We start from the raw sequence: 17,436 nt of genomic DNA on the forward strand, positions 1-17,436 counted from the left end.
TGGCCCGTGGCAGCTGTCCATCGGCTGCCGAGGACCACCGATGCTGCCGGAGAATCCTCTACCACTCCGCAATCGCAGGCACGACGCGCTTGCCGAGGATCTCGAGCGGCGTGATGGTCGAAACCTGCGGCACCCACCCGTGCACATGGGTGATGCCGAGCTTCGCGAGTCCCTCCAGCTGGCCGAGCAGCTCGTCGACCTTCTCGCCGTCGGCACCCGGGTCGAGGGGGAACATGACGGTCTTCTCGATGGCGTCGTAGTCGGTGCCGACGGCGTCGCAGTGCCCCTTCAGGACCTCGAGCTTGTGCGCGACCTCGGGACCGCCGAACAGGTTGCACGCCTGGGCGTACTGCGCGACGAGCCGAAGTGTCTTCTTCTCGCCGCCGCCACCGATCAGGATCGGTGGGTGCGGACGACGCAGCGGCCGCGGCACGTTCATCGTGCGGCCGAGTGTGTAGTGCTTGCCTTCGAACGGGCCGTCGTCGTCGCTCCACATCTGCAGGCAGATCCGCAGCGTCTCCTCGAGTCGCTCGAACCGTTCGGCCGTCGGCGGGAAGTGGAGGCCGAGGCCGACGCTCTCGTCCTCGTTCCACGCCGCGCCTATGCCCAGGTAGGCCCGACCCTTCGACAGGACGTCGAGAGTCGTGACGGCTTTGGCGAGCAGGCCGGGCTCGCGGTAGACGGTTGCGGTGACCCAGGCCAGCAGATCGACCTTCGTGGTGACGGCCGCGAGGTATCCGAGGGTGGTGTACGCCTCCAGCATGTCGGTATCGATCGGTCCCACGGGCTCGATCTGCCAGAGATGGTCCATGACGCTGATCTTTGCGAACCCCACGTCCTCGGCGGTGGTGGCGATGCGGGACAGGTCGTCGGCAAGTGCGGGCGGGCCACCCGGAAAGGTGAAATCGGCGATGTGCAGTCCAAGTTCCATACCTTCACGGTAAGGGCGCTGCGCCCGCGTATTCAGGGATCGGCAGTACTACCTTGAATCGTCGACGACGTGCATCCTCGGGGCGCGAGAAACCGTCGAAGAAGCCCGTTCCCGACGCCGTATCCCACGAACGAGTCGGTTTCTCGGCGCGAGTCGCAGCGTGACTGCGCCCGCGTGCACATCCTGTGTAACACTCCCGTCAGCGCGGTCGACGGAACCGCCCTTCCTGGTGGGGGATTCATGCTCTGGTGGCGACGCGTCGTGGCCGTGTGCGGTGCCGTACTCGTGGTGACCGCCATGTCGGTGGGTGTCTCCGGGGCCCAGCAGGAGAGCAGGGTGTCGACGCTGTCGGTGTATTCGCCCAGCATGGGCCGGGACATCGCCGTCCAAGTATTGACGCCTGCCGTCGACCGAGGCCCTCGGCCCACGTTGTACATGCTGAGCGGTGTGGGTGAGGAGGATCCGTCGAACAGTATGTGGCTTCGAAAAGGCGGTGCCGCGGAGTTCTTCCGCGACAAGAATGTCACCGTCGTCCTACCGCTCGCGGGCCCAGGCAGTTTCTACGCCGACTGGCAGCGTGACGACCCGACACTCGGACGAAACAGGTGGGAGACGTTCCTGACGCAGGAGTTGCCTCCCGTGATAGACGCCCGGTTCGACGGCAACGGACGCAACGCAATCGCCGGTCTGTCGATGGGCGCGCAGTCGGCGATGATGCTGGCGTCGCAAAACCCCCAGCTCTACTCCGCTGTCGCTGCCTACAGCGGGTGTTTCGAGTCCGCCGACATCGTCGGTCAGGGGCACATGCGGGCGATCGTGTCCGCGTTCGGAGGCAATGCCGACAACATGTTCGGTGGGCCACTCGACCCGGCTTGGGCTCAGCACGACGTGCTCGCTCGGGCCGAGAATCTGCGCGGCACAGCGATCTACGTGTCCGTCGGGTCGGGAGCGCCCGGTGTCCACGAGCGTTTCGAGACGGCCGCCGACTGGGACATCGTGCTCGTCGGGGGCGCTATCGAGGTGGGCGCGAATCACTGCACGCGCAACCTGCAGAGCCGGCTCGGGCAGCTTTCGATCCCGGCGACCTTCGACTTCGAGGACACCGGCACACACTCGTGGGCGTACTGGGTCGATCAGCTGCCGAAGAGTTGGCCGACGCTGTCCGCCGGACTGGGGTTGTGACGAGCCCGTAGTCGTAACGACTGCGTGCAGCGATGCGCGACCTCCATTGCGTCCACGTCGCGATGGAGAGGCCCTCCGGAAATGAATCATCGAGCGCAGAATCGACACTGATCGACGCCCTGAACCGTGCACGCTGCTCAGTCGAGGATGCATCTATTGCGCGCCGTGTTCGAAACTGATTGTGTTCCAGGTAACAGTGCAACCTGTACGGAGGCCGACATGGATACTGCATTCTCTCGAAGCGACAACGACGAACTCATACAGGTCATCACCCCTGACGGTCAGCGCGCCGAGCCGACGGAGTACAGCGAACTGGTCGCCGACGTCACGGTCGACAAGCTGCAGGATCTCTACGAAGACCTGGTCGTCGTGCGGCGCATCGACGCCGAGGCAACCGCGCTCCAGCGCCAGGGCGAGCTGGGCCTGTGGGCACCGCTCCTCGGACAGGAGGCAGCGCAGGTGGGCTCCGCTCGTGCGCTGCATCGTGACGACTTCGTGTTCGCCAGTTACCGCGAGCACGGCGTCGCCTACTGCCGGGGCGTCGACCCGACGGAGATGCTGCGATTCTGGCGTGGATCGACGCAATCCGGCTGGAACCCGTACGAGTACAACATGACAACGCCTGCGATCATCGTCGGAGCGCAAGCGCTGCACGCAACGGGATACGGCCTCGGAATGAAGTTCGACGGGGCCGAGGGCGCTGCCATCACCTACTTCGGCGACGGCGCGACGAGCCAGGGTGACATTTCCGAAGGCCTTGGATTCGCAGCGAGTTTCGCGGCTCCGGTCGTGTTCTTCTGCCAGAACAACCAGTGGGCGATCTCCGAGCCGGTGACGGTGCAGACGCACGGGTCGATCGCCGAAAGAGGCCGCGGCTTCGGCATTCCCGCGCTCCGCGTCGACGGCAACGACGTGCTCGCGGTACTCGCGGCGACGAGAACGGCGTTGTCACGGGCGCGGGAGGGGAGCGGTCCGACGTTGATCGAGGCCGTGACGTACCGGATGGGCCCGCACACGACGTCCGACGACCCTTCGCGTTATCGTCCCGCAGCCTTGGACGAGGAGTGGAAGCAGAAGGACCCGATCGATCGAATCGAGAGGCTGCTGGGGCGTGAGGGTGCCATGAACGACGCCTTCCGTGCTCGGGTGAAGGAGCGCGCCGACGCCACCGCCGCCGAACTACGACGCGGATGCCTCGGGACCGTCGAGCCGGGCCCGATGGCGTTGTTCGACAACGTCTATGCCGGCCCCCACCCGCTGATCGACGAGGAGCGCGAACGATACGCCGCGTACCTCGCCGGATTCGAAGGAGTTCAGTCATGACCGCAACGCTCGCTCCTCCCACGGCGCTGCCGCTCGGTAAAGCGCTCAACGCGGCCTTGCGCCGTGCCCTCGAGGACGACCCCAAGGTCGTCCTACTCGGAGAGGACATCGGTAAGCTCGGCGGTGTCTTCAGGATCACCGACGGGCTGCAGAAGGACTTCGGCCCCAACCGCGTCATCGACACACCACTCGCCGAGTCCGGAATCATGGGCACTGCAGTCGGTCTCGCGTTCCGTGGCTACCGACCGGTCGTCGAGATCCAGTTCGACGGTTTCATCTATCCGGCGTTCGACCAGATCGTGTCCCAGGTGGCCAAGCTGCATTACCGGACGGGTGGCAACGTGAAGATGCCTCTGACCATCCGGGTGCCCTACGGCGGCGGAATCGGTGCCGTCGAGCATCATTCGGAGTCACCCGAGGGATACTTCGCGCAGACCGCGGGCTTGCGCGTCGTCAGCTGCAGCAATGCCGCCGACGCCAATGTCATGCTGCGGCAGGCCATCGCGTCGGACGACCCGGTGCTGTTCTTCGAGCCGAAGCGCCGCTACTGGCAGAAGGGCGAGGTCGACGTCACCGCATCCCTCGACGGGGCATACCCGCTGCACAAGGCTCGTGTGGTCCGTGAGGGTCGCGATGCCACGATCGTCGCCTACGGGCCTCTGGTCGCGACGGCCGTGCAAGCCGCGGAAGTTGCAGCAGGGGAGGGGCGTTCGCTCGAAGTGATCGACCTTCGGTCACTGTCACCCCTGGACATGGACACGGTTGCGGCATCGGTACGCAAGACCGGGCGACTCGTCGTCACGCACGAAGCGGCGACCTTCATGGGCATCGGCGCCGAAATCGCTGCGCGAGTACAGGAACAGTGCTTCTACAGCCTCGAAGCACCGGTTCAGCGAGTCGGCGGTTTCGCGGTCCCGTACCCGGCGGCGAAGCTGGAGGAGTTCTTCCTCCCCGATGTGGACCGAATTCTCGACGCAGTGGACAGGAGCTTCCCGGTATGACGAAGAGCTTTCTGCTCCCGGATCTCGGCGAGGGACTCACCGAGGCCGAACTGATCACGTGGCTCGTCCAGGTCGGCGATACGGTCGAGCTCAACCAGGTGATCGCCGAGGTCGAGACGGCCAAGGCGTCCGTGGAACTTCCGTCGCCCTTCGCAGGCACGGTCCTCGCACTGCATGCCGAGGAAGGTTCGACCGTCGAGGTCGGAAGCACGATCATCGACATCGACACAGGCGAGGACGCAGTGACCGAGGAGCGAACACCGGTTCTCGTCGGCTACGGCGTCGCAGGCGAAGGAAAAAGCCGTCGTGGCGGTAGGAAAGCGGCAGCAGCACCCGCGCCGGGAGACAGGCCGCTGGCGTCGCCACCTGCTCGCTTCGTGGCACGGCAGGAAGGCGTCGACCTCGCGGATGTGCCTGCGACGGGTACACACGGTGAGGTGACGCGCGACGACATCGCGGCGTATCTGACGCGTCCGAAACCTGTCGAGGCGACGACGGACGAGACCCGCACCCCGATCAAGGGGGTGCGCAAGCACACGGCGGCAGCGATGGTGTCGAGCGCGTTCACTGCTCCGCACGTCACCGAGTTCGTCACCGTCGACGTGACTCCGACGGTCGAGTTGGTCGAGAAGTTGCGCGCCAACAAGCACTATCAGGACGTTCGCCTGACACCCTTGGCGCTGGTCGCCAAGGCGTTGCTGGTGGCGCTGCGCTCCAACCCGAGTCTGAACTCCGAGTGGGACGAGGCGAACCAGGAGATCGTCACGAAGAAGTACGTCAACCTCGGTATCGCGGCCGCGACTCCCCGAGGGCTCATGGTGCCGAACATCAAGGGCGCGCACGCGCTCGGGCTGAAGGATCTCGCTGTGGCACTGAACGGCCTGACGACCACGGCCAAGGAGGGCAAGACCGGACCCGAAGATCTCGCCGACGGCACCATCACCATCACCAATGTCGGTGTCTTCGGGGTCGATTCGGGAACGCCGATCCTCAACCCAGGCGAGGCAGCGATCCTCTGTTTCGGCGCAATCCGTCGTCAGCCCTGGGAATTCGAGGGTGACATCGCGTTGCGATCCGTGACGACCTTGAGTCTGTCGTTCGACCACCGACTCGTCGACGGTGAGCAGGGATCACGGTTCCTGGCCGACATTGCAGCGATTCTCGCCGATCCGATGAACCTGGTGGCTCTGGCATGAGCGACGTCGTCATCCTCGGTGGCGGTTCGGGTGGGTACGCGTGCGCGTTTCGTGCGGCACAACTCGGCCTGTCCGTCACGCTGATCGAGAAGGACAAGGTCGGCGGGACGTGCCTGCATCGCGGGTGCATTCCGACGAAGGCGCTCCTGCACGCGGCGGAAGTGGCGGACACGGCACGCGAGAGTGCTGCTGTGGGCGTCAGGAGTTCCTTCGAGGGCATCGACATGGCCGGCGTGCACGCCTACAAGGACGGCGTCGTCGCGAAGCTGTACAAGGGTTTGCAGGGTCTTGTCTCGGCGCACCAGGTCGAGATGATCAGCGGGACAGGACGATACGTCGGAGACCGCACCGTCGAGGTGGATGGGCGGCGGATCACCGGCAAGTCCGTCGTGTTGGCAACCGGGTCGCATTCGAAGGTGTTGCCGGGCATCGACCTCGGCCCCCGAGTGCTCACCAGTGATCAGGCGCTGACGCTCGACCGTGTGCCGACCCGGGCGATCGTCCTCGGCGGTGGTGTGATCGGCGTCGAATTCGCCAGTGTATGGGCGTCGTTCGGCGCAGACGTGACTATCGTCGAAGCGCTACCGAGGTTGATTGCCGGAGAGGACGAGTGGTCGTCCAAGCAGCTGACCCGCGGTCTGCGTAAGCGCGGCATCACGGCCAGTACGTCGTCGCCGTTCTCCGGCGTGAAGGAGACGGACGACGGGGTGACCGTCACCTTGGAGTCGGGTGAAACCCTCGATGCCGATGTGTTGCTCGTGGCCGTCGGGCGCGGGCCCAACACAGGCGATCTCGGGGATGTGGCGTTGTCGGCGGGGTTCGTCGACGTCGATTCGACGCTCGCCACGTCCGCGGAGGGCGTCTATGCCGTGGGAGACATCGTGCGCGGTCCGCAGTTGGCGCACCGGGGTTTTCAACACGGGATCTTCGTCGCCGAGCAGATTGCCGGGCTGAATCCGAAAGCAGTGCCGGACTCCGGGATTCCCCGCGTCACGTACTCGAATCCGGAAGTCGCGTCCGTCGGGCTGACCGAGGCCCAGGCCGTCGAGCAATTCGGGACCGTCGACACTGCGGTCTACGACCTTGCGGGCAACGGGAAGAGTCAGATCCTCGGGGCCTCGGGCGGCGTCAAGCTCGTGCGTGCCGGGGGCGCGGTGGTCGGGATCCACATGGTCGGGGCGCGGGTCGGTGAGCTGATCGGCGAGGCGCAGCTCGTCGTGAACTGGGGTGCGTACCCGGAGGAGGTCGCGCACCTGATCCACGCGCACCCGACGCAGTCCGAGGCGTTCGGGGAAGCGCACCTCGCGCTCGCTGGAAAGCCGTTGCATTCCCACTAGGCGCCACGCACGTGCGTGGAAATGTATAGCCCGCTATACATTCCCACGCACGTGCGGCGAAGCCGCCTAGAAGACCTTGCCGGGGTTGAGGATTCCGCGCGGATCGAGAGCGTGCTTGACGGCTCGGTGCATGTCGAGGACCACCGGATTCAATTCCTGCACGAGGCCGTCCATCTTGAGCAATCCGACGCCGTGCTCGCCGGTGACCGTTCCGCCCAATTCGAGTGCCGCATCGATGATCTCCGCGAACGCAGCCTGGGCACGGGCGCGCGCGTCGGTGTCGTCGTGCGGAGTGATCAGGAGCGGGTGCAGATTGCCGTCGCCGGCATGCGCGATGTTGGCGATCGTGGTCTCGTGCCGGATTCCGATCTGTTCGATCCGTGACAGCATCTCCGGCACATGCTTCTTGGGTACGCACACGTCCTCGGTCAGTACCGGTCCGAGCCGTTCCATCGCGGGGTACGCGAGTCGGCGTGCCGCGAACAACGCGTCGGCTTCCTCCTGATCGGTCGACACGGCGGACCAGGTGGCACCCGCTTCGTCGAAGCAGGACAGCATCTTCTCCGCTTCCTGGTCACCGATCACGCCCGGGGTGTCGATGCGTCCGAGCAACACGACGTTCGCCTCCACCGACAGGCCCATGTTCTTCCATGCGTCCACTGCGATGAGGCACTGCTTGTCGATCAGTTCGAGCGCCGACGGCGTCAGGCCTGCCGCAGCAACGGCGGCCACCGCGCGTCCTGCGTCGACGATCGAGTCGAAGTAGCCTGCAATCGTCCGCTGCGGGTCTTGCAGTGGCCTGAGCTTGACCGTCACCTCCGTGATGATGCCCAATGTGCCTTCGGATCCGACCATCAAGCCCGCAAGGTCGTACCCTGCAACACCTTTCGCGGTCCTGCGTCCGAGCCGGACCAGTTCGCCTGTGCCGGTGACGATCTGCATCCCCATGACGTAGTCGCGCGTCACACCGTATTTCACGCAGCACAACCCGCCGGCATTGGTCGCGACGTTGCCGCCGATGGTCGACCACGGTGCGCTCGCGGGATCCGGCGGGTACCAGAGGTCGTGCTCGGCGCATGCGGCCCGTAAGTGGTCGTTGACGACACCCGGTTCGACGACGGCATAGCGCTCGAGCCGGTCGATCTCCTTGATCGCGTCCATGCCGTCGAGAGCGAGGACGACGCATCCCTCCGTGGCATTGGCGCCGCCCGACAGTCCCGTCCCGGACCCACGGGTGACGACGGCCGCGTCGTGCGCCAGACAGGCCTTCACGACCAGTTGCACGTCCTCGGCCGTACGGGGTCGTACTACTGCCGCGGGTGCCGCGTAGGGCGCCCATTCGGCCTCGTCGTGCTGATAGGACGCGATCACATCGGGATCGAGTACGACGCGATCGGAGGGGAGGACTTCGAGCAGATCTTCGACGAGCGGCATGTATACGACCCTAACTGTGAGCTGAATCTCCGCCAATGTAGGTTTCGTCTATCCGAGTCGACTACCGATGGACGGTGGAACCAGTGACCTCGAAGTGGATGCACATGCTGCTCGACGACGCGTCGGCCGATGATCTCGACGCGTACCGGCGTCGGCTCGTGCAGGAATCCGGTTCGGAACTGTCGGCCGCGATCGAGCAGGACGCACACGCTGCGCTGCGGCTGCGGACCCTGCTCGATCAGCGGTGGCAGCGCACCATCGAGCTGTCGGCTCTGAACGACATCGCAGTGCGGTTGCCCACCGTCCGCGACGATCGGCTCCTGTTGCAGGAGGTGGTGGATCAGGCTCGACGGCTTCTCGGGGTGGATCTGGCCTACATGGGATCGGTGTACGACCAGACGTTCGTCATCGAGGTCACCAGTGGCGCTCTGACCCCGAGTCTTCTCGGCATCGAACTGTCGCTCGACGAGGGATTGGTGGGTCTGATCGTGCGAGGCCGGGCGCCGTCGTGGACTCCCGACTATCAGAGCGAGCCTGCATTCCGACACATCACCGGCGCCGACAGTGCGGCGCAGGCCGAGAACATGCGTGGATTGCTCGGCGTGCCCCTGCGAGTCGGTGACCACGTCATCGGCGCGCTGTTCGCATGCAAGAGGCAGGAGCGTGCCTTCACCGACACCGAGATCGCCTTGCTGTCGGCACTGGCAGCGCATGCGGCCATGGCGATCACGAATGTTCGGGCCTTGGAGCGTGCCGAGTCGCTGAACGCCGAATTGACCTCACGCACAGTGGAACTGGAACAGACGTTGCAGTGGGATCGGACGCTCACTCAAGTCGTGCTCGCCGGGGGCGGCGTGCAGAGGCTGGTGCACGAGGTCGCGTCGCTGTCCGGCAAACCGACGTACTTCGTCGCCGACATCGCGTCCGTGCCCGACGGCTTGAGCGCGGTCCGTGACGACGTGACGGCCGTCTTCGAGTCCGACTCCGACCATGTCACGACGGACGCTGTGACGGGCCACCGCGTGGCGGCGGCGGGGGCATTCCTCGGCGTGCTGATCTCGGTGGGCGTCGGCGACGACGAGACGCGGTTGTTGCTCGAACGCGCCTCGCCGGCAATCGCGCTGTCGCTGGCCGCGGAACGGGCTGCGGGGGAGGCGGCTCGTCGGGCGCAGGACGCCTTTCTCGTCGACCTGCTGACGCACCCGGCGCAATCCGCGGACGGGGAACGGCGGCAGCTGCGGCTCGCCGGGCTGGCATTCGAGAAGTCGTACTGCATCGCGGTCGTCGAAGACGCTGCCCGTGCCTCCGTTCGGAACATCGGCTTTCCGGCCGGAACAGTTGTGGCGGAGCATGGTTCGCAGGTGCTGGTGGCCGTTCCCGCTACGGACTCGACCGTGGTGTGTCAGGCGTTCGGTGTGAATGCCACCGTCGGGGTGTCCGAGCCCGTGCGCGGTGTGGATGCTCTCGCGGCGGCCTATGTCCAGGCTCAGCAGACTGTGCACGTGCTGAAGACCTTGGGCCGCGACGGCGAGGTCTCGTCGGCGCGCGGGCTCGGTATCTATCGAATACTGCTGAGCCACATGGCACGTGAGCACCTCGACGAGCTGACCGAGGCGCAGCTCGGGCCGCTGCTGGTCGAGCAGAACAAACGTGGCGTTCCGTTGGTCGACACGTTGTCGACGTATCTCGCTCTGGGACGGCATCATGCGGCCACGGCTGCGCGACTCGGTGTCCACGTCAACACTCTGTACCAGCGGCTCGATGCCGTCGACCGTCTCATCGGCACCGAGTGGCGCGACCCGGACAAGGCCCTCGATCTGCAGGTGTTGATGCGGCTGCGGCGCAGCGCCGATCTACTCGGAAAGTGAGAGGAAGTCGAGCATCGCCGCGTTGAACTCCTTGGGGCGGTCCATGTTCGCGGCATGCCCGCACTTCTCGAGGACTACCGAGCGGCCGCGGGGATTACCTGCGACGGCATCGGCTGCGTGCGTGAACGGCCAGTACTGGCTGTCCCGCCCTGCGACTATCAGAACCGGAACATCCACGCCGGCAACGACTTTCCGCCAGTCTGCAATCGCATGGTCGTGCAACAGTGCTTTCATCGCAGGAGTGTCCGGTGACGCCATCTTCGGCAGGCCTCCGAGCTTGGCGACGAGCTTCGTGGCCGCGACCAGTGACTTCCGCTTGGGCAACCCCTGACCCGTGTCGGGAACGCCGTTCGCGAAGAACGTCTCCTTGTTCGCCTCGGTGAGTCCGTAGAAGCCGTTCGTCCACTCGGCGTCGTTGACCATCTTCGGGGTCTGGTCCACGGACACGACTGCTCTCACCCGCGCGGTCCCGAACTGCGAGACGTACGACCAGACGGTGCTGGCGCCCATCGATCCGCCGCACAGGACGGCGTCGTCGACATCGAGGGCCGCCAGGAAGTCCGCGACGTCCTGCCCGTGGCGGGCCATCGTCGCACCGAAGTCCGGGGCCTCGGAGTCGCCGTGTCCGCGTCGATCCAGGGAGAGCACTCGGTAGCCGGCGTCGACGAAGACTTGCTGCTGCAGTGCCCAGCTCGTGGCCGGAGCACAGAAACCGGCGATCAGCACGATGACCGGTCCGCTGCCCTGATCGATGTAGCTGAGCGTGACGTCGTCGCTGGTGGTGACTGTCGGCATGTGCGCTCCTCGGGTCCGAAGTGTCTTCCGATGAAATCACGAGCCGGGCCGGGTCTGGGCGACAGCCGCGTCGTCGGGCAGAGTGAAGGCCGACATTCGCCTCGACGAAGGGAACCGTGACGTGACCGAGAATTCGACGACCGCAGGACCGCTCTGGGCTCTGGAAGCCGGCAGCCCCGAGGTGGACGCGGAAGCCTGGGTGGCTCCGACGGCAACCGTCGTCGGGCGGGTGAAGATCGCTGCGTCGTCGGGGATTTGGTACAACGCCGTGCTGCGTGCGGAGTTCGAGGACATCACGATCGGCGAGGGAAGCAACTTGCAGGACGGCGTCGCGGCCCACGTCGACCCGGGTTTCCCGCTGACCGTCGGCAAGGACGTCAGCGTCGGCCACAACGCGGTGTTGCACGGGTGCACGATCGGTGACGGCAGCCTGGTGGGCATGGGCGCTGTCGTCATGAACGGTGCCGTCGTCGGCGAGGGCAGTCTGGTCGCAGCCGGCGCGCTCGTACTCGAAGGCACGCAGGTGCCGCCGCGGTCGCTCGTGGCGGGTGTGCCGGCCAAGGTGCGTCGGGAACTGACCGACGACGAGGTAGCCCACAACGGGCTGAACGCGGCCGTCTACCGCGAGCTGCTGAAGCAGCACCGCTCGGCGCGGCCGGCCTGACCTACCTCAGCGGCCGGGCCGGAGCAGACCCGTCAGGCGGTGGGCTTGCGCCAGCAGGATGGCGCCGAGTTCGTGATGTCGCTCGGGCCGGAACCTCGTCTCGACTCCGGTCAGGCTCAATGCCCACGCGGGTCTGCCGGACCGGTCGAACACGGCGGCGCCGATGCCCCAACTGCCCTCGACGAGCAGGGCGGGGTTGACGGCGTACCCGGTCTCACGTGTCGAGGAGATGCGTCGGCGAATGGCGTCGGGTGCGTGCTCGGCTCCCCACTCGGGGACGAGATCCGCGTCGCGCAGATACTCGTCGATCTCCCGGTCCGGGAGGTGCGCGAGGATCACGAGACCAGCCGACGCGACCCCGAGCGGCAGTCGCAGCCCCTCGTACAGCACGTGCGACCGCAGCGGAAAGCTGCCGTCCTCGCGCAGCAGGCACACCGTCTCGTTGCCCCGCCGCGTCGACAGGAATGCGCTCTCGCCCGTCTCCTCGGCCAACCTGTGGACGACGCCACGCGCGGGTCCGGTGATGTCGTACCGGCTCGCTGCGGCCGACCCGAGCAGATACATCTCGGGACCGAGCGACCATCGCCCGGTCGCTGAATCCCTGTCGAGAAACCCTTCCTCGGTCAGCGAGCTGAGCAGGCGATGCGCGGTGGGGCGCGCGAGGCCGGTGACCCGGGCCAAGTCCGTCGTCGACGCACCCGCGGGTTCCGCGGCGCCCACGGCACGCATCAGCGCGGTGGACCGCGCGATCACGTTGGGTGTCGGAGCCATGTCACGACTGTAGCGTTCACTGAGTGAACGCGTGCTTTATCGATGTTCGGCCAGCGACCGGTTTTGCTGAGGGGGTGGCCAGTCACCGCAGACACACGCTTCACTGATCGCATACGTCAGCGCGTTTGCTGAGTGAACAGGTGAGGAGCAGTTCTGTGGCAGGAAAGGTGTACGAGTCCGCGGCCGCCGTCGTCGCCGACATCGGAGACGGCGCGACACTCGCCGTCGGAGGCTTCGGATTGTGCGGCATCCCTGATGCGCTGATCGAGGCGATCGCCGAGACCGACGCGAGCAAGCTCGAGGTCTTCTCCAACAACTGTGGCGTCGACGATCACGGGCTCGGAATCCTGCTTTCCCTCGGCCGCATCAGCCGCGTGACGGCGTCGTACGTCGGTGAGAACAAGGAGTTCGCGCGCCAGTACCTCGCAGGTGAACTCGAGGTCGAGTTGACGCCGCAGGGCACGCTCGCCGAGCGACTTCGCGCAGGTGGCACCGGCATCCCGGCGTTCTTCACCCCGGCTGGTGTCGGCAGCCCCATCGCCGACGGCGGTATGCCGTGGCGCTACGACGCCGACGGTTCCGTCGCGATCGCGTCGCCGCCCAAGGAGACTCGGGTGTTCGGGTCGAAGCGGTACGTTCTCGAAGAGGCGATCAATGCCGACTTCGCGCTCGTGCACGCCGAACTCGGCGACACCGAAGGCAATCTCGTGTTCGACAAGACCGCGATGAACTTCAACCCCCTGGCCGCGATGGCAGGGAAGATCACCGTCGCGCAGGTCGAGAAGCTGGTCGAGCCCGGCGAGATCGATCCTGCCGCAGTGCATCTCCCCGGCGTGTTCGTGCAGCGCATCGTGCACACCGGACCTCAGAACAAGCGCATCGAGAAGCGCACCGTCAGAGCAGGAGGCCAGGCATGAGTTGGACTCGCGAACAGATGGCGCAGCGTGCCGCTGCCGAAATGGTCGACGGGGAGTACGTCAACCTCGGAATCGGTTTGCCCACCTTGATTCCCGGATACTTGACGAAGGACATCAGGGTCGTGCTGCACTCGGAGAACGGCATCCTCGGCACCGGTCCGTACCCGACCGAGGACGAGATCGACGCCAACCTGATCAACGCAGGCAAGGAAACCGTCACCGTCAATCCCGGTGCGGCGTACTTCGATTCGTCGTTGTCGTTCGGCATGATTCGCGGCGGTCACATCGACACCGCAGTACTCGGCGGCATGCAGGTCTCGCGTACCGGTGACCTCGCCAACTGGATGGTCCCCGGCAAGATGGTCAAGGGCATGGGCGGCGCGATGGACCTCGTGCACGGTGCCAGGCGCGTCATCGTCGTCATGGAACACCTCGACCGCGACGGCAATCCGAAGATCCTCGACACCTGCACTTTGCCGTTGACCGGCCAGGGCGTCGTGAACCGGATCATCACCGATCTCGCGGTGATCGACGTCGTCGGTGACGGCACGCTCGAGCTCGTCGAATTGGCGCCGGACGTGACACGCGAGCAGGTCGAGGAGGCGACGCCGCCCCTCGTGCGTGCGAACGCATAGCGTTTTCGGGTCGCTCCGCAGGCTACGCTCCCGCTGGCTGTACATTCGCGCGCACGGGTGCCGGAGGCGCCTAAGGTGGAGCCCATGTTCGTCAACTCCGCCTCCACGTTCGTTGCCGACGCCATCCGCGGGCTCGTCGCGTCGACGCCCGACATCAATTGGCACCCCGATCCCGGTTATCTGACACGTCGAGAGCCGTTGCAGGACGGCCGAGTCGCGTTGCTGTCCGGTGGCGGCTCCGGCCACGAGCCGATGCACGCCGGGATGATCGGTACCGGCTTGCTGGCCGCGGTCTGCCCGGGGCTGGTGTTCACGTCGCCGAACGCGCTGCAGGTGCACGAAGCATCGAAGGCAGTCCATGCGGGCGGTGGCGTGCTGCACATCGTCAAGAACTACACCGGTGACGTCATGAACTTCGGCATCGCGCGAGACTTGTTGCGCGAGGACGACATCGAGTCGGATGTCGTCCTCGTCGACGACGACGTCGCCACCGAGCGTGCGGACGGTCCCGGCCGGCGGGGCACGGGCGCGACCGTCGTCGTCGAGAAGATCTGTGGCGCAGCGGCAGAACGTGGTGATTCACTGCAGTCCGTCGTCACACTCGGTCGACGGGTTGCCGCGAATGCGCGCAGCATGGCAGTTGCCCTGCGCCCGTGCACGTTTCCTGGTTCCGACGCGCCGTCGTTCGACCTTCCGGTGGGCGAGATCGAGTTGGGGATCGGCATTCACGGTGAGCGTGGGACTCGGCGCGTGCCGACGATGCCCGCTCGGGAGATCGTGGCTGCGTTGACGCAACCCGTCGTCGATTCGCTCGGGCTCGACCGTGGCGAGCGGGTCATCGCGTTCGTCAACGGGCTCGGGGCGACGCACCCGATGGAACTGCAGCTGCTCTACGGAGAGCTCGCAGAGTTCCTGTCGGACAGAGGGATAGGCATTGCTCGTCCACTCGTTGGTAGCTTCGTGACGGCGTTGAACATGGCGGGCGCGTCCATCACGCTCGTCCGTGTCGACGACGAGATGCTGACGCTGTGGGACGCGCCGACCAGCGCGCCGGGGTGGCCGAACAACGCACCGCGCGCGGCCGGTGACCTCGGTGAACGGGGAGGCTTCGGCCCGACGTACGAGGCAAGTGAAACATCGGGTGAAGCAAGTACATTCGTGTCCGAGTGGGTCGCGTCCTGGGCGCAGCGTGTGCTCGACGAGGAGCCCGCGTTGACCGAGTTGGACCGTAGGGCCGGAGACGGGGACTTCGGCACCAACATGGTGGCCGCGTTGAGCCAGCTCGACCTGACCGCTGTCCGCGAAACATATTCGGCGCCAACGGTGTTCGAAGCAGTGTCCGAGGCCTACCTCGGACACGCGGGCGGAACGTCGGGTGCGCTGTTCGGAATCTGGTTCCGGCAGTTCTATCGGACAGTGGAGTCCGTCGACCTCGCCTCCATCACCGCGGCAGCTCGCAGCGGCCTGGACAGCATCACCGAGATCGGTGGCGCTCGCGTCGGCGACAAGACCATGGTCGACGCCATCTCCCCGGCCGTCGACGCCCTCGAAGCGGCCACCGAACTGAAAGATGGCCTGCGTGCCGCGGCCGAGGCAGCAGCACAGGGAGCGGCATCGACCGAGGAGATCACCGCGAGCCGAGGCCGCGCGTCGTATGTCGGTGATGCGGCGCGCGGCGTCGTCGACCCGGGTGCGTTGGTGATCGCGTGGTTCTTCGAGGCGGCGTCAGCCGCGCAGTGACCGCAGAAAGACGTCGGCGACGGCCTCGAGTCCGGCCTGATCGTCGGCGTCGAAGCGGTCGGGCACAGGGCTGTCCAGGTCGAAGACGCCGATGAGGTCGTCGCCGTCGTACAGCGGAACGACGACCTCGGAACGCGTAGCCGCATCGCACGCGATATGGCCTTCGAAGGCGTGGACGTCGGCGACTCGTTGCGTCTCACGCGTCGTGGCCGCCGCTCCGCAGACGCCCTTGTCCAAAGCGATGCGAACGCACGCGGGCTGCCCCTGGAACGGGCCGACGACCAACTCGGTGCCGTCGAACAGGTAGAAGCCGACCCAATTGACCTCGGGCAGAGCGTGATACACGAGCGCCGAGATGTTGGCGGCGTTCGCGACGCGGTCGGACTCGCCGTCGACGAGTGCCTGTGCCTGCAGCCTCAACTGCTCGTACTGCTCGGCCTTGGTGCCTTCGAGGGCGGTAGCGGTGAACGACATGAAGTCGATCCTATTTCTTCACCGGCTTTCGACGTCCGCTGAGCCGTCCCGCTGCGAAACCGACCGCGAACAGAACCAGCAGGATCAGCCACAGGGGAGACGTGATCCGCAGCCAGAACAATTCGATGGTCGTCGTGTAGCGATTCTCGGCGATGAACACCGCCGCGAGGATCACCAACAGGATGGAGATCCAGTGCGTCTTCAGAAAGCCGACCGTTCTATCTCTTCCCGACATACTCGCAGAAGTTACCTGGTCCGAGCCGCTTTTCGGCCGAGAACTGCGAAGCCGAGCGCGACGAGAAACAGCGACATCCCGGTGACCTGAACGCGTTGCGCGATACCGAGGCCCCAGTCACCGGGGAGGTTGTCCGCGATCAGCAGCCAGGCCGTGGACAACGACGTGATCGCGACGACCGCCGTGCCGAACGTGCGCATCACCGGCAGGACTCGGTAGCGAAACGCCGCGACGGTGAACGCGATCATCGCCGTGAACACCGCGAACACCGCGATCGTGCTGGTAAGCGCATGAATGTGGTGCAGCTGAGGAAACAACCCGCTGGGTTCGACGGGACAGCTCGGGTCGTTCGCTGCGACGCATTCGAGGGGCAATTGCGAATCGGCGATCGTCGCGGCGCCGAACACTCCCAGCGCTATCCACCCGATCGTCGTCAGCCGTCGTTTCACGAGAAACCACAACCCCATGCCCGACGACGCGATCAGCAGAATGCCGGTGAGCAGATCGGCGGTGCTGAAGAAACGTTTGTACGGCTGATCGGCTGCATCGAGTTCGCTCAGGAACGAGTTCGTCGGATCGAGACCGGTGTCGAGGAAGAACTCCGCCACCCACGCGGAATACAGAACCCCCGCCAGCACCAGACACGCCGACAGCGCGGTGACTCGTCGTTGCAACACGTCAGCAACTCTAGGTGGAATGGTCGGGCGGCCGGTCCGGTGTGCGCGGTGCGCCCGGGCCGACCGAGGGCGTCCCGGGCCGACCGAGGGCGTCCTTTGGTCACTCAGGGCAGTCTCAAGCGGTCGATGCACCACCGCTCCCGACCAGGAAGAAGTAGGTGGTGTGTCGTGGGTAGAACGCGGGGCAAATCGGAGGAAGTGCGCGATAGCTTCTACGCCATGATCGATTCCGGGGTGCCGATAAAGAAGGCCAGCG

17 protein-coding genes are annotated in these 17,436 nt (G+C 65.8%); 10 read left to right on the top strand and 7 right to left on the bottom strand.

Annotated elements, in window-relative coordinates; genetic code table 11:
• Window positions 1-58 precede the first annotated feature (58 nt).
• A complete protein-coding gene (locus A3K89_RS06480; protein ID WP_068423424.1) occupies window positions 59-931 on the bottom strand; it encodes an LLM class F420-dependent oxidoreductase in 873 nt (290 codons plus the stop codon).
• Between the two features lie 240 nt (window positions 932-1,171).
• On the opposite strand from A3K89_RS06480, the gene A3K89_RS06485 reads away from it, so the two are divergent.
• The 5 genes from A3K89_RS06485 (at window position 1,172) to lpdA (ending at window position 6,970) form a co-directional block, all read left to right on the top strand.
• On the top strand, window positions 1,172-2,113 hold the full coding sequence (locus A3K89_RS06485) for an alpha/beta hydrolase (RefSeq protein WP_068423426.1): 942 nt from the start codon (window positions 1,172-1,174) through the stop codon (window positions 2,111-2,113).
• 219 nt (window positions 2,114-2,332) lie between these two features.
• Window positions 2,333-3,436 carry a pyruvate dehydrogenase (acetyl-transferring) E1 component subunit alpha gene (gene pdhA, locus A3K89_RS06490; protein ID WP_068423428.1) on the top strand — a complete coding sequence of 368 codons (1,104 nt, stop codon included), beginning with the start codon at window positions 2,333-2,335 and terminating at the stop codon, window positions 3,434-3,436.
• Window positions 3,433-4,437, top strand: coding sequence for an alpha-ketoacid dehydrogenase subunit beta (locus tag A3K89_RS06495; RefSeq protein WP_068423430.1), 1,005 nt, complete (start codon window positions 3,433-3,435; stop codon window positions 4,435-4,437). The genes pdhA and A3K89_RS06495 overlap by 4 nt, the downstream gene beginning before the upstream one ends.
• Window positions 4,434-5,633 carry a dihydrolipoamide acetyltransferase family protein gene (locus tag A3K89_RS06500; RefSeq protein ID WP_068423432.1) on the top strand — a complete coding sequence of 400 codons (1,200 nt, stop codon included), beginning with the start codon at window positions 4,434-4,436 and terminating at the stop codon, window positions 5,631-5,633. Before A3K89_RS06495 ends, A3K89_RS06500 begins: the two co-directional genes overlap by 4 nt.
• Entirely contained in the window at window positions 5,630-6,970 is a 1,341-nt protein-coding gene (lpdA, locus tag A3K89_RS06505; RefSeq protein ID WP_068423434.1) for a dihydrolipoyl dehydrogenase, read from the top strand. Before A3K89_RS06500 ends, lpdA begins: the two co-directional genes overlap by 4 nt.
• Window positions 6,971-7,036: 66 nt before the next feature.
• On the opposite strand, the gene A3K89_RS06510 is transcribed toward lpdA, so the two are convergent.
• Window positions 7,037-8,404 carry an FAD-binding oxidoreductase gene (locus A3K89_RS06510; protein WP_068423436.1) on the bottom strand — a complete coding sequence of 456 codons (1,368 nt, stop codon included), beginning with the start codon at window positions 8,402-8,404 and terminating at the stop codon, window positions 7,037-7,039.
• A 98-nt stretch (window positions 8,405-8,502) separates the two neighbouring features.
• Between A3K89_RS06510 and A3K89_RS06515 the strand changes: the two genes are divergently transcribed.
• Window positions 8,503-10,272 (top strand): helix-turn-helix domain-containing protein, encoded by a 1,770-nt coding sequence (locus A3K89_RS06515; RefSeq protein WP_068423484.1) that lies wholly within the window; start codon window positions 8,503-8,505, stop codon window positions 10,270-10,272.
• Here A3K89_RS06515 and A3K89_RS06520 read toward each other — a convergent pair.
• Window positions 10,258-11,067 (bottom strand): alpha/beta fold hydrolase, encoded by an 810-nt coding sequence (locus A3K89_RS06520; RefSeq protein ID WP_068423438.1) that lies wholly within the window; start codon window positions 11,065-11,067, stop codon window positions 10,258-10,260. The genes A3K89_RS06515 and A3K89_RS06520 overlap by 15 nt on opposite strands.
• Window positions 11,068-11,188: 121 nt before the next feature.
• Here A3K89_RS06520 and A3K89_RS06525 point away from each other — a divergent pair, with 121 nt between their 5' ends.
• A complete protein-coding gene (locus tag A3K89_RS06525; protein WP_068423486.1) occupies window positions 11,189-11,731 on the top strand; it encodes a gamma carbonic anhydrase family protein in 543 nt (180 codons plus the stop codon).
• Between the two features lie 6 nt (window positions 11,732-11,737).
• Here A3K89_RS06525 and A3K89_RS06530 read toward each other — a convergent pair whose 3' ends face one another.
• Window positions 11,738-12,502 (bottom strand): IclR family transcriptional regulator, encoded by a 765-nt coding sequence (locus tag A3K89_RS06530; RefSeq protein ID WP_068423440.1) that lies wholly within the window; start codon window positions 12,500-12,502, stop codon window positions 11,738-11,740.
• A gap of 155 nt (window positions 12,503-12,657) precedes the next feature.
• Here A3K89_RS06530 and A3K89_RS06535 point away from each other — a divergent pair, with 155 nt between their 5' ends.
• The 3 genes from A3K89_RS06535 to A3K89_RS06545 all read left to right on the top strand — a co-directional run bounded on the left by A3K89_RS06535 (window position 12,658) and on the right by A3K89_RS06545 (window position 15,794).
• A complete protein-coding gene (locus A3K89_RS06535) occupies window positions 12,658-13,419 on the top strand; it encodes a CoA transferase subunit A (RefSeq protein ID WP_174551375.1) in 762 nt (253 codons plus the stop codon).
• Complete coding sequence (locus A3K89_RS06540; protein WP_068423442.1) at window positions 13,416-14,054, top strand: 3-oxoacid CoA-transferase subunit B; 639 nt, start codon at window positions 13,416-13,418, stop codon at window positions 14,052-14,054. Before A3K89_RS06535 ends, A3K89_RS06540 begins: the two co-directional genes overlap by 4 nt.
• 84 nt (window positions 14,055-14,138) lie before the next feature.
• Entirely contained in the window at window positions 14,139-15,794 is a 1,656-nt protein-coding gene (locus A3K89_RS06545) for a dihydroxyacetone kinase family protein (RefSeq protein ID WP_068423444.1), read from the top strand.
• Here the strand turns inward: A3K89_RS06545 and A3K89_RS06550 are convergent.
• Genes A3K89_RS06550 through A3K89_RS06560 form a run of 3 tightly spaced genes read right to left on the bottom strand, consistent with a single transcriptional unit; the run spans window position 15,780 to window position 17,180 of the window.
• Window positions 15,780-16,268 (bottom strand): GAF domain-containing protein, encoded by a 489-nt coding sequence (locus tag A3K89_RS06550; protein WP_068423446.1) that lies wholly within the window; start codon window positions 16,266-16,268, stop codon window positions 15,780-15,782. The two genes, A3K89_RS06545 and A3K89_RS06550, sit on opposite strands and share 15 nt — an antisense overlap.
• A gap of 10 nt (window positions 16,269-16,278) precedes the next feature.
• Complete coding sequence (locus A3K89_RS06555; RefSeq protein ID WP_068423448.1) at window positions 16,279-16,503, bottom strand: hypothetical protein; 225 nt, start codon at window positions 16,501-16,503, stop codon at window positions 16,279-16,281.
• Window positions 16,504-16,514: 11 nt separating this feature from the next.
• Window positions 16,515-17,180, bottom strand: coding sequence for a DUF998 domain-containing protein (locus A3K89_RS06560; protein ID WP_068423450.1), 666 nt, complete (start codon window positions 17,178-17,180; stop codon window positions 16,515-16,517).
• Window positions 17,181-17,436: the final 256 nt, after the last annotated feature.

The organism is Rhodococcoides kyotonense, assembly GCF_001645385.1.
GTDB classification, from domain to species: Bacteria; Actinomycetota; Actinomycetes; order Mycobacteriales; family Mycobacteriaceae; genus Rhodococcoides; species Rhodococcoides kyotonensis_B.

What these genes read in the sequence shown, in the direction of transcription:
- A3K89_RS06480 (WP_068423424.1), bottom strand. Translation starts at nt 931, where the DNA reads ATGGAACTTGGACTGCACATCGCCGATTTCACCTTTCCGGGTGGCCCG.
- A3K89_RS06485 (WP_068423426.1), top strand. Translation starts at nt 1,172, where the DNA reads ATGCTCTGGTGGCGACGCGTCGTGGCCGTGTGCGGTGCCGTACTCGTG.
- pdhA (WP_068423428.1), top strand. Translation starts at nt 2,333, where the DNA reads ATGGATACTGCATTCTCTCGAAGCGACAACGACGAACTCATACAGGTC.
- A3K89_RS06495 (WP_068423430.1), top strand. Translation starts at nt 3,433, where the DNA reads ATGACCGCAACGCTCGCTCCTCCCACGGCGCTGCCGCTCGGTAAAGCG.
- A3K89_RS06500 (WP_068423432.1), top strand. Translation starts at nt 4,434, where the DNA reads ATGACGAAGAGCTTTCTGCTCCCGGATCTCGGCGAGGGACTCACCGAG.
- lpdA (WP_068423434.1), top strand. Translation starts at nt 5,630, where the DNA reads ATGAGCGACGTCGTCATCCTCGGTGGCGGTTCGGGTGGGTACGCGTGC.
- A3K89_RS06510 (WP_068423436.1), bottom strand. Translation starts at nt 8,404, where the DNA reads ATGCCGCTCGTCGAAGATCTGCTCGAAGTCCTCCCCTCCGATCGCGTC.
- A3K89_RS06515 (WP_068423484.1), top strand. Translation starts at nt 8,503, where the DNA reads ATGCACATGCTGCTCGACGACGCGTCGGCCGATGATCTCGACGCGTAC.
- A3K89_RS06520 (WP_068423438.1), bottom strand. Translation starts at nt 11,067, where the DNA reads ATGCCGACAGTCACCACCAGCGACGACGTCACGCTCAGCTACATCGAT.
- A3K89_RS06530 (WP_068423440.1), bottom strand. Translation starts at nt 12,502, where the DNA reads ATGGCTCCGACACCCAACGTGATCGCGCGGTCCACCGCGCTGATGCGT.
- A3K89_RS06540 (WP_068423442.1), top strand. Translation starts at nt 13,416, where the DNA reads ATGAGTTGGACTCGCGAACAGATGGCGCAGCGTGCCGCTGCCGAAATG.
- A3K89_RS06545 (WP_068423444.1), top strand. Translation starts at nt 14,139, where the DNA reads ATGTTCGTCAACTCCGCCTCCACGTTCGTTGCCGACGCCATCCGCGGG.
- A3K89_RS06550 (WP_068423446.1), bottom strand. Translation starts at nt 16,268, where the DNA reads ATGTCGTTCACCGCTACCGCCCTCGAAGGCACCAAGGCCGAGCAGTAC.
- A3K89_RS06555 (WP_068423448.1), bottom strand. Translation starts at nt 16,503, where the DNA reads ATGTCGGGAAGAGATAGAACGGTCGGCTTTCTGAAGACGCACTGGATC.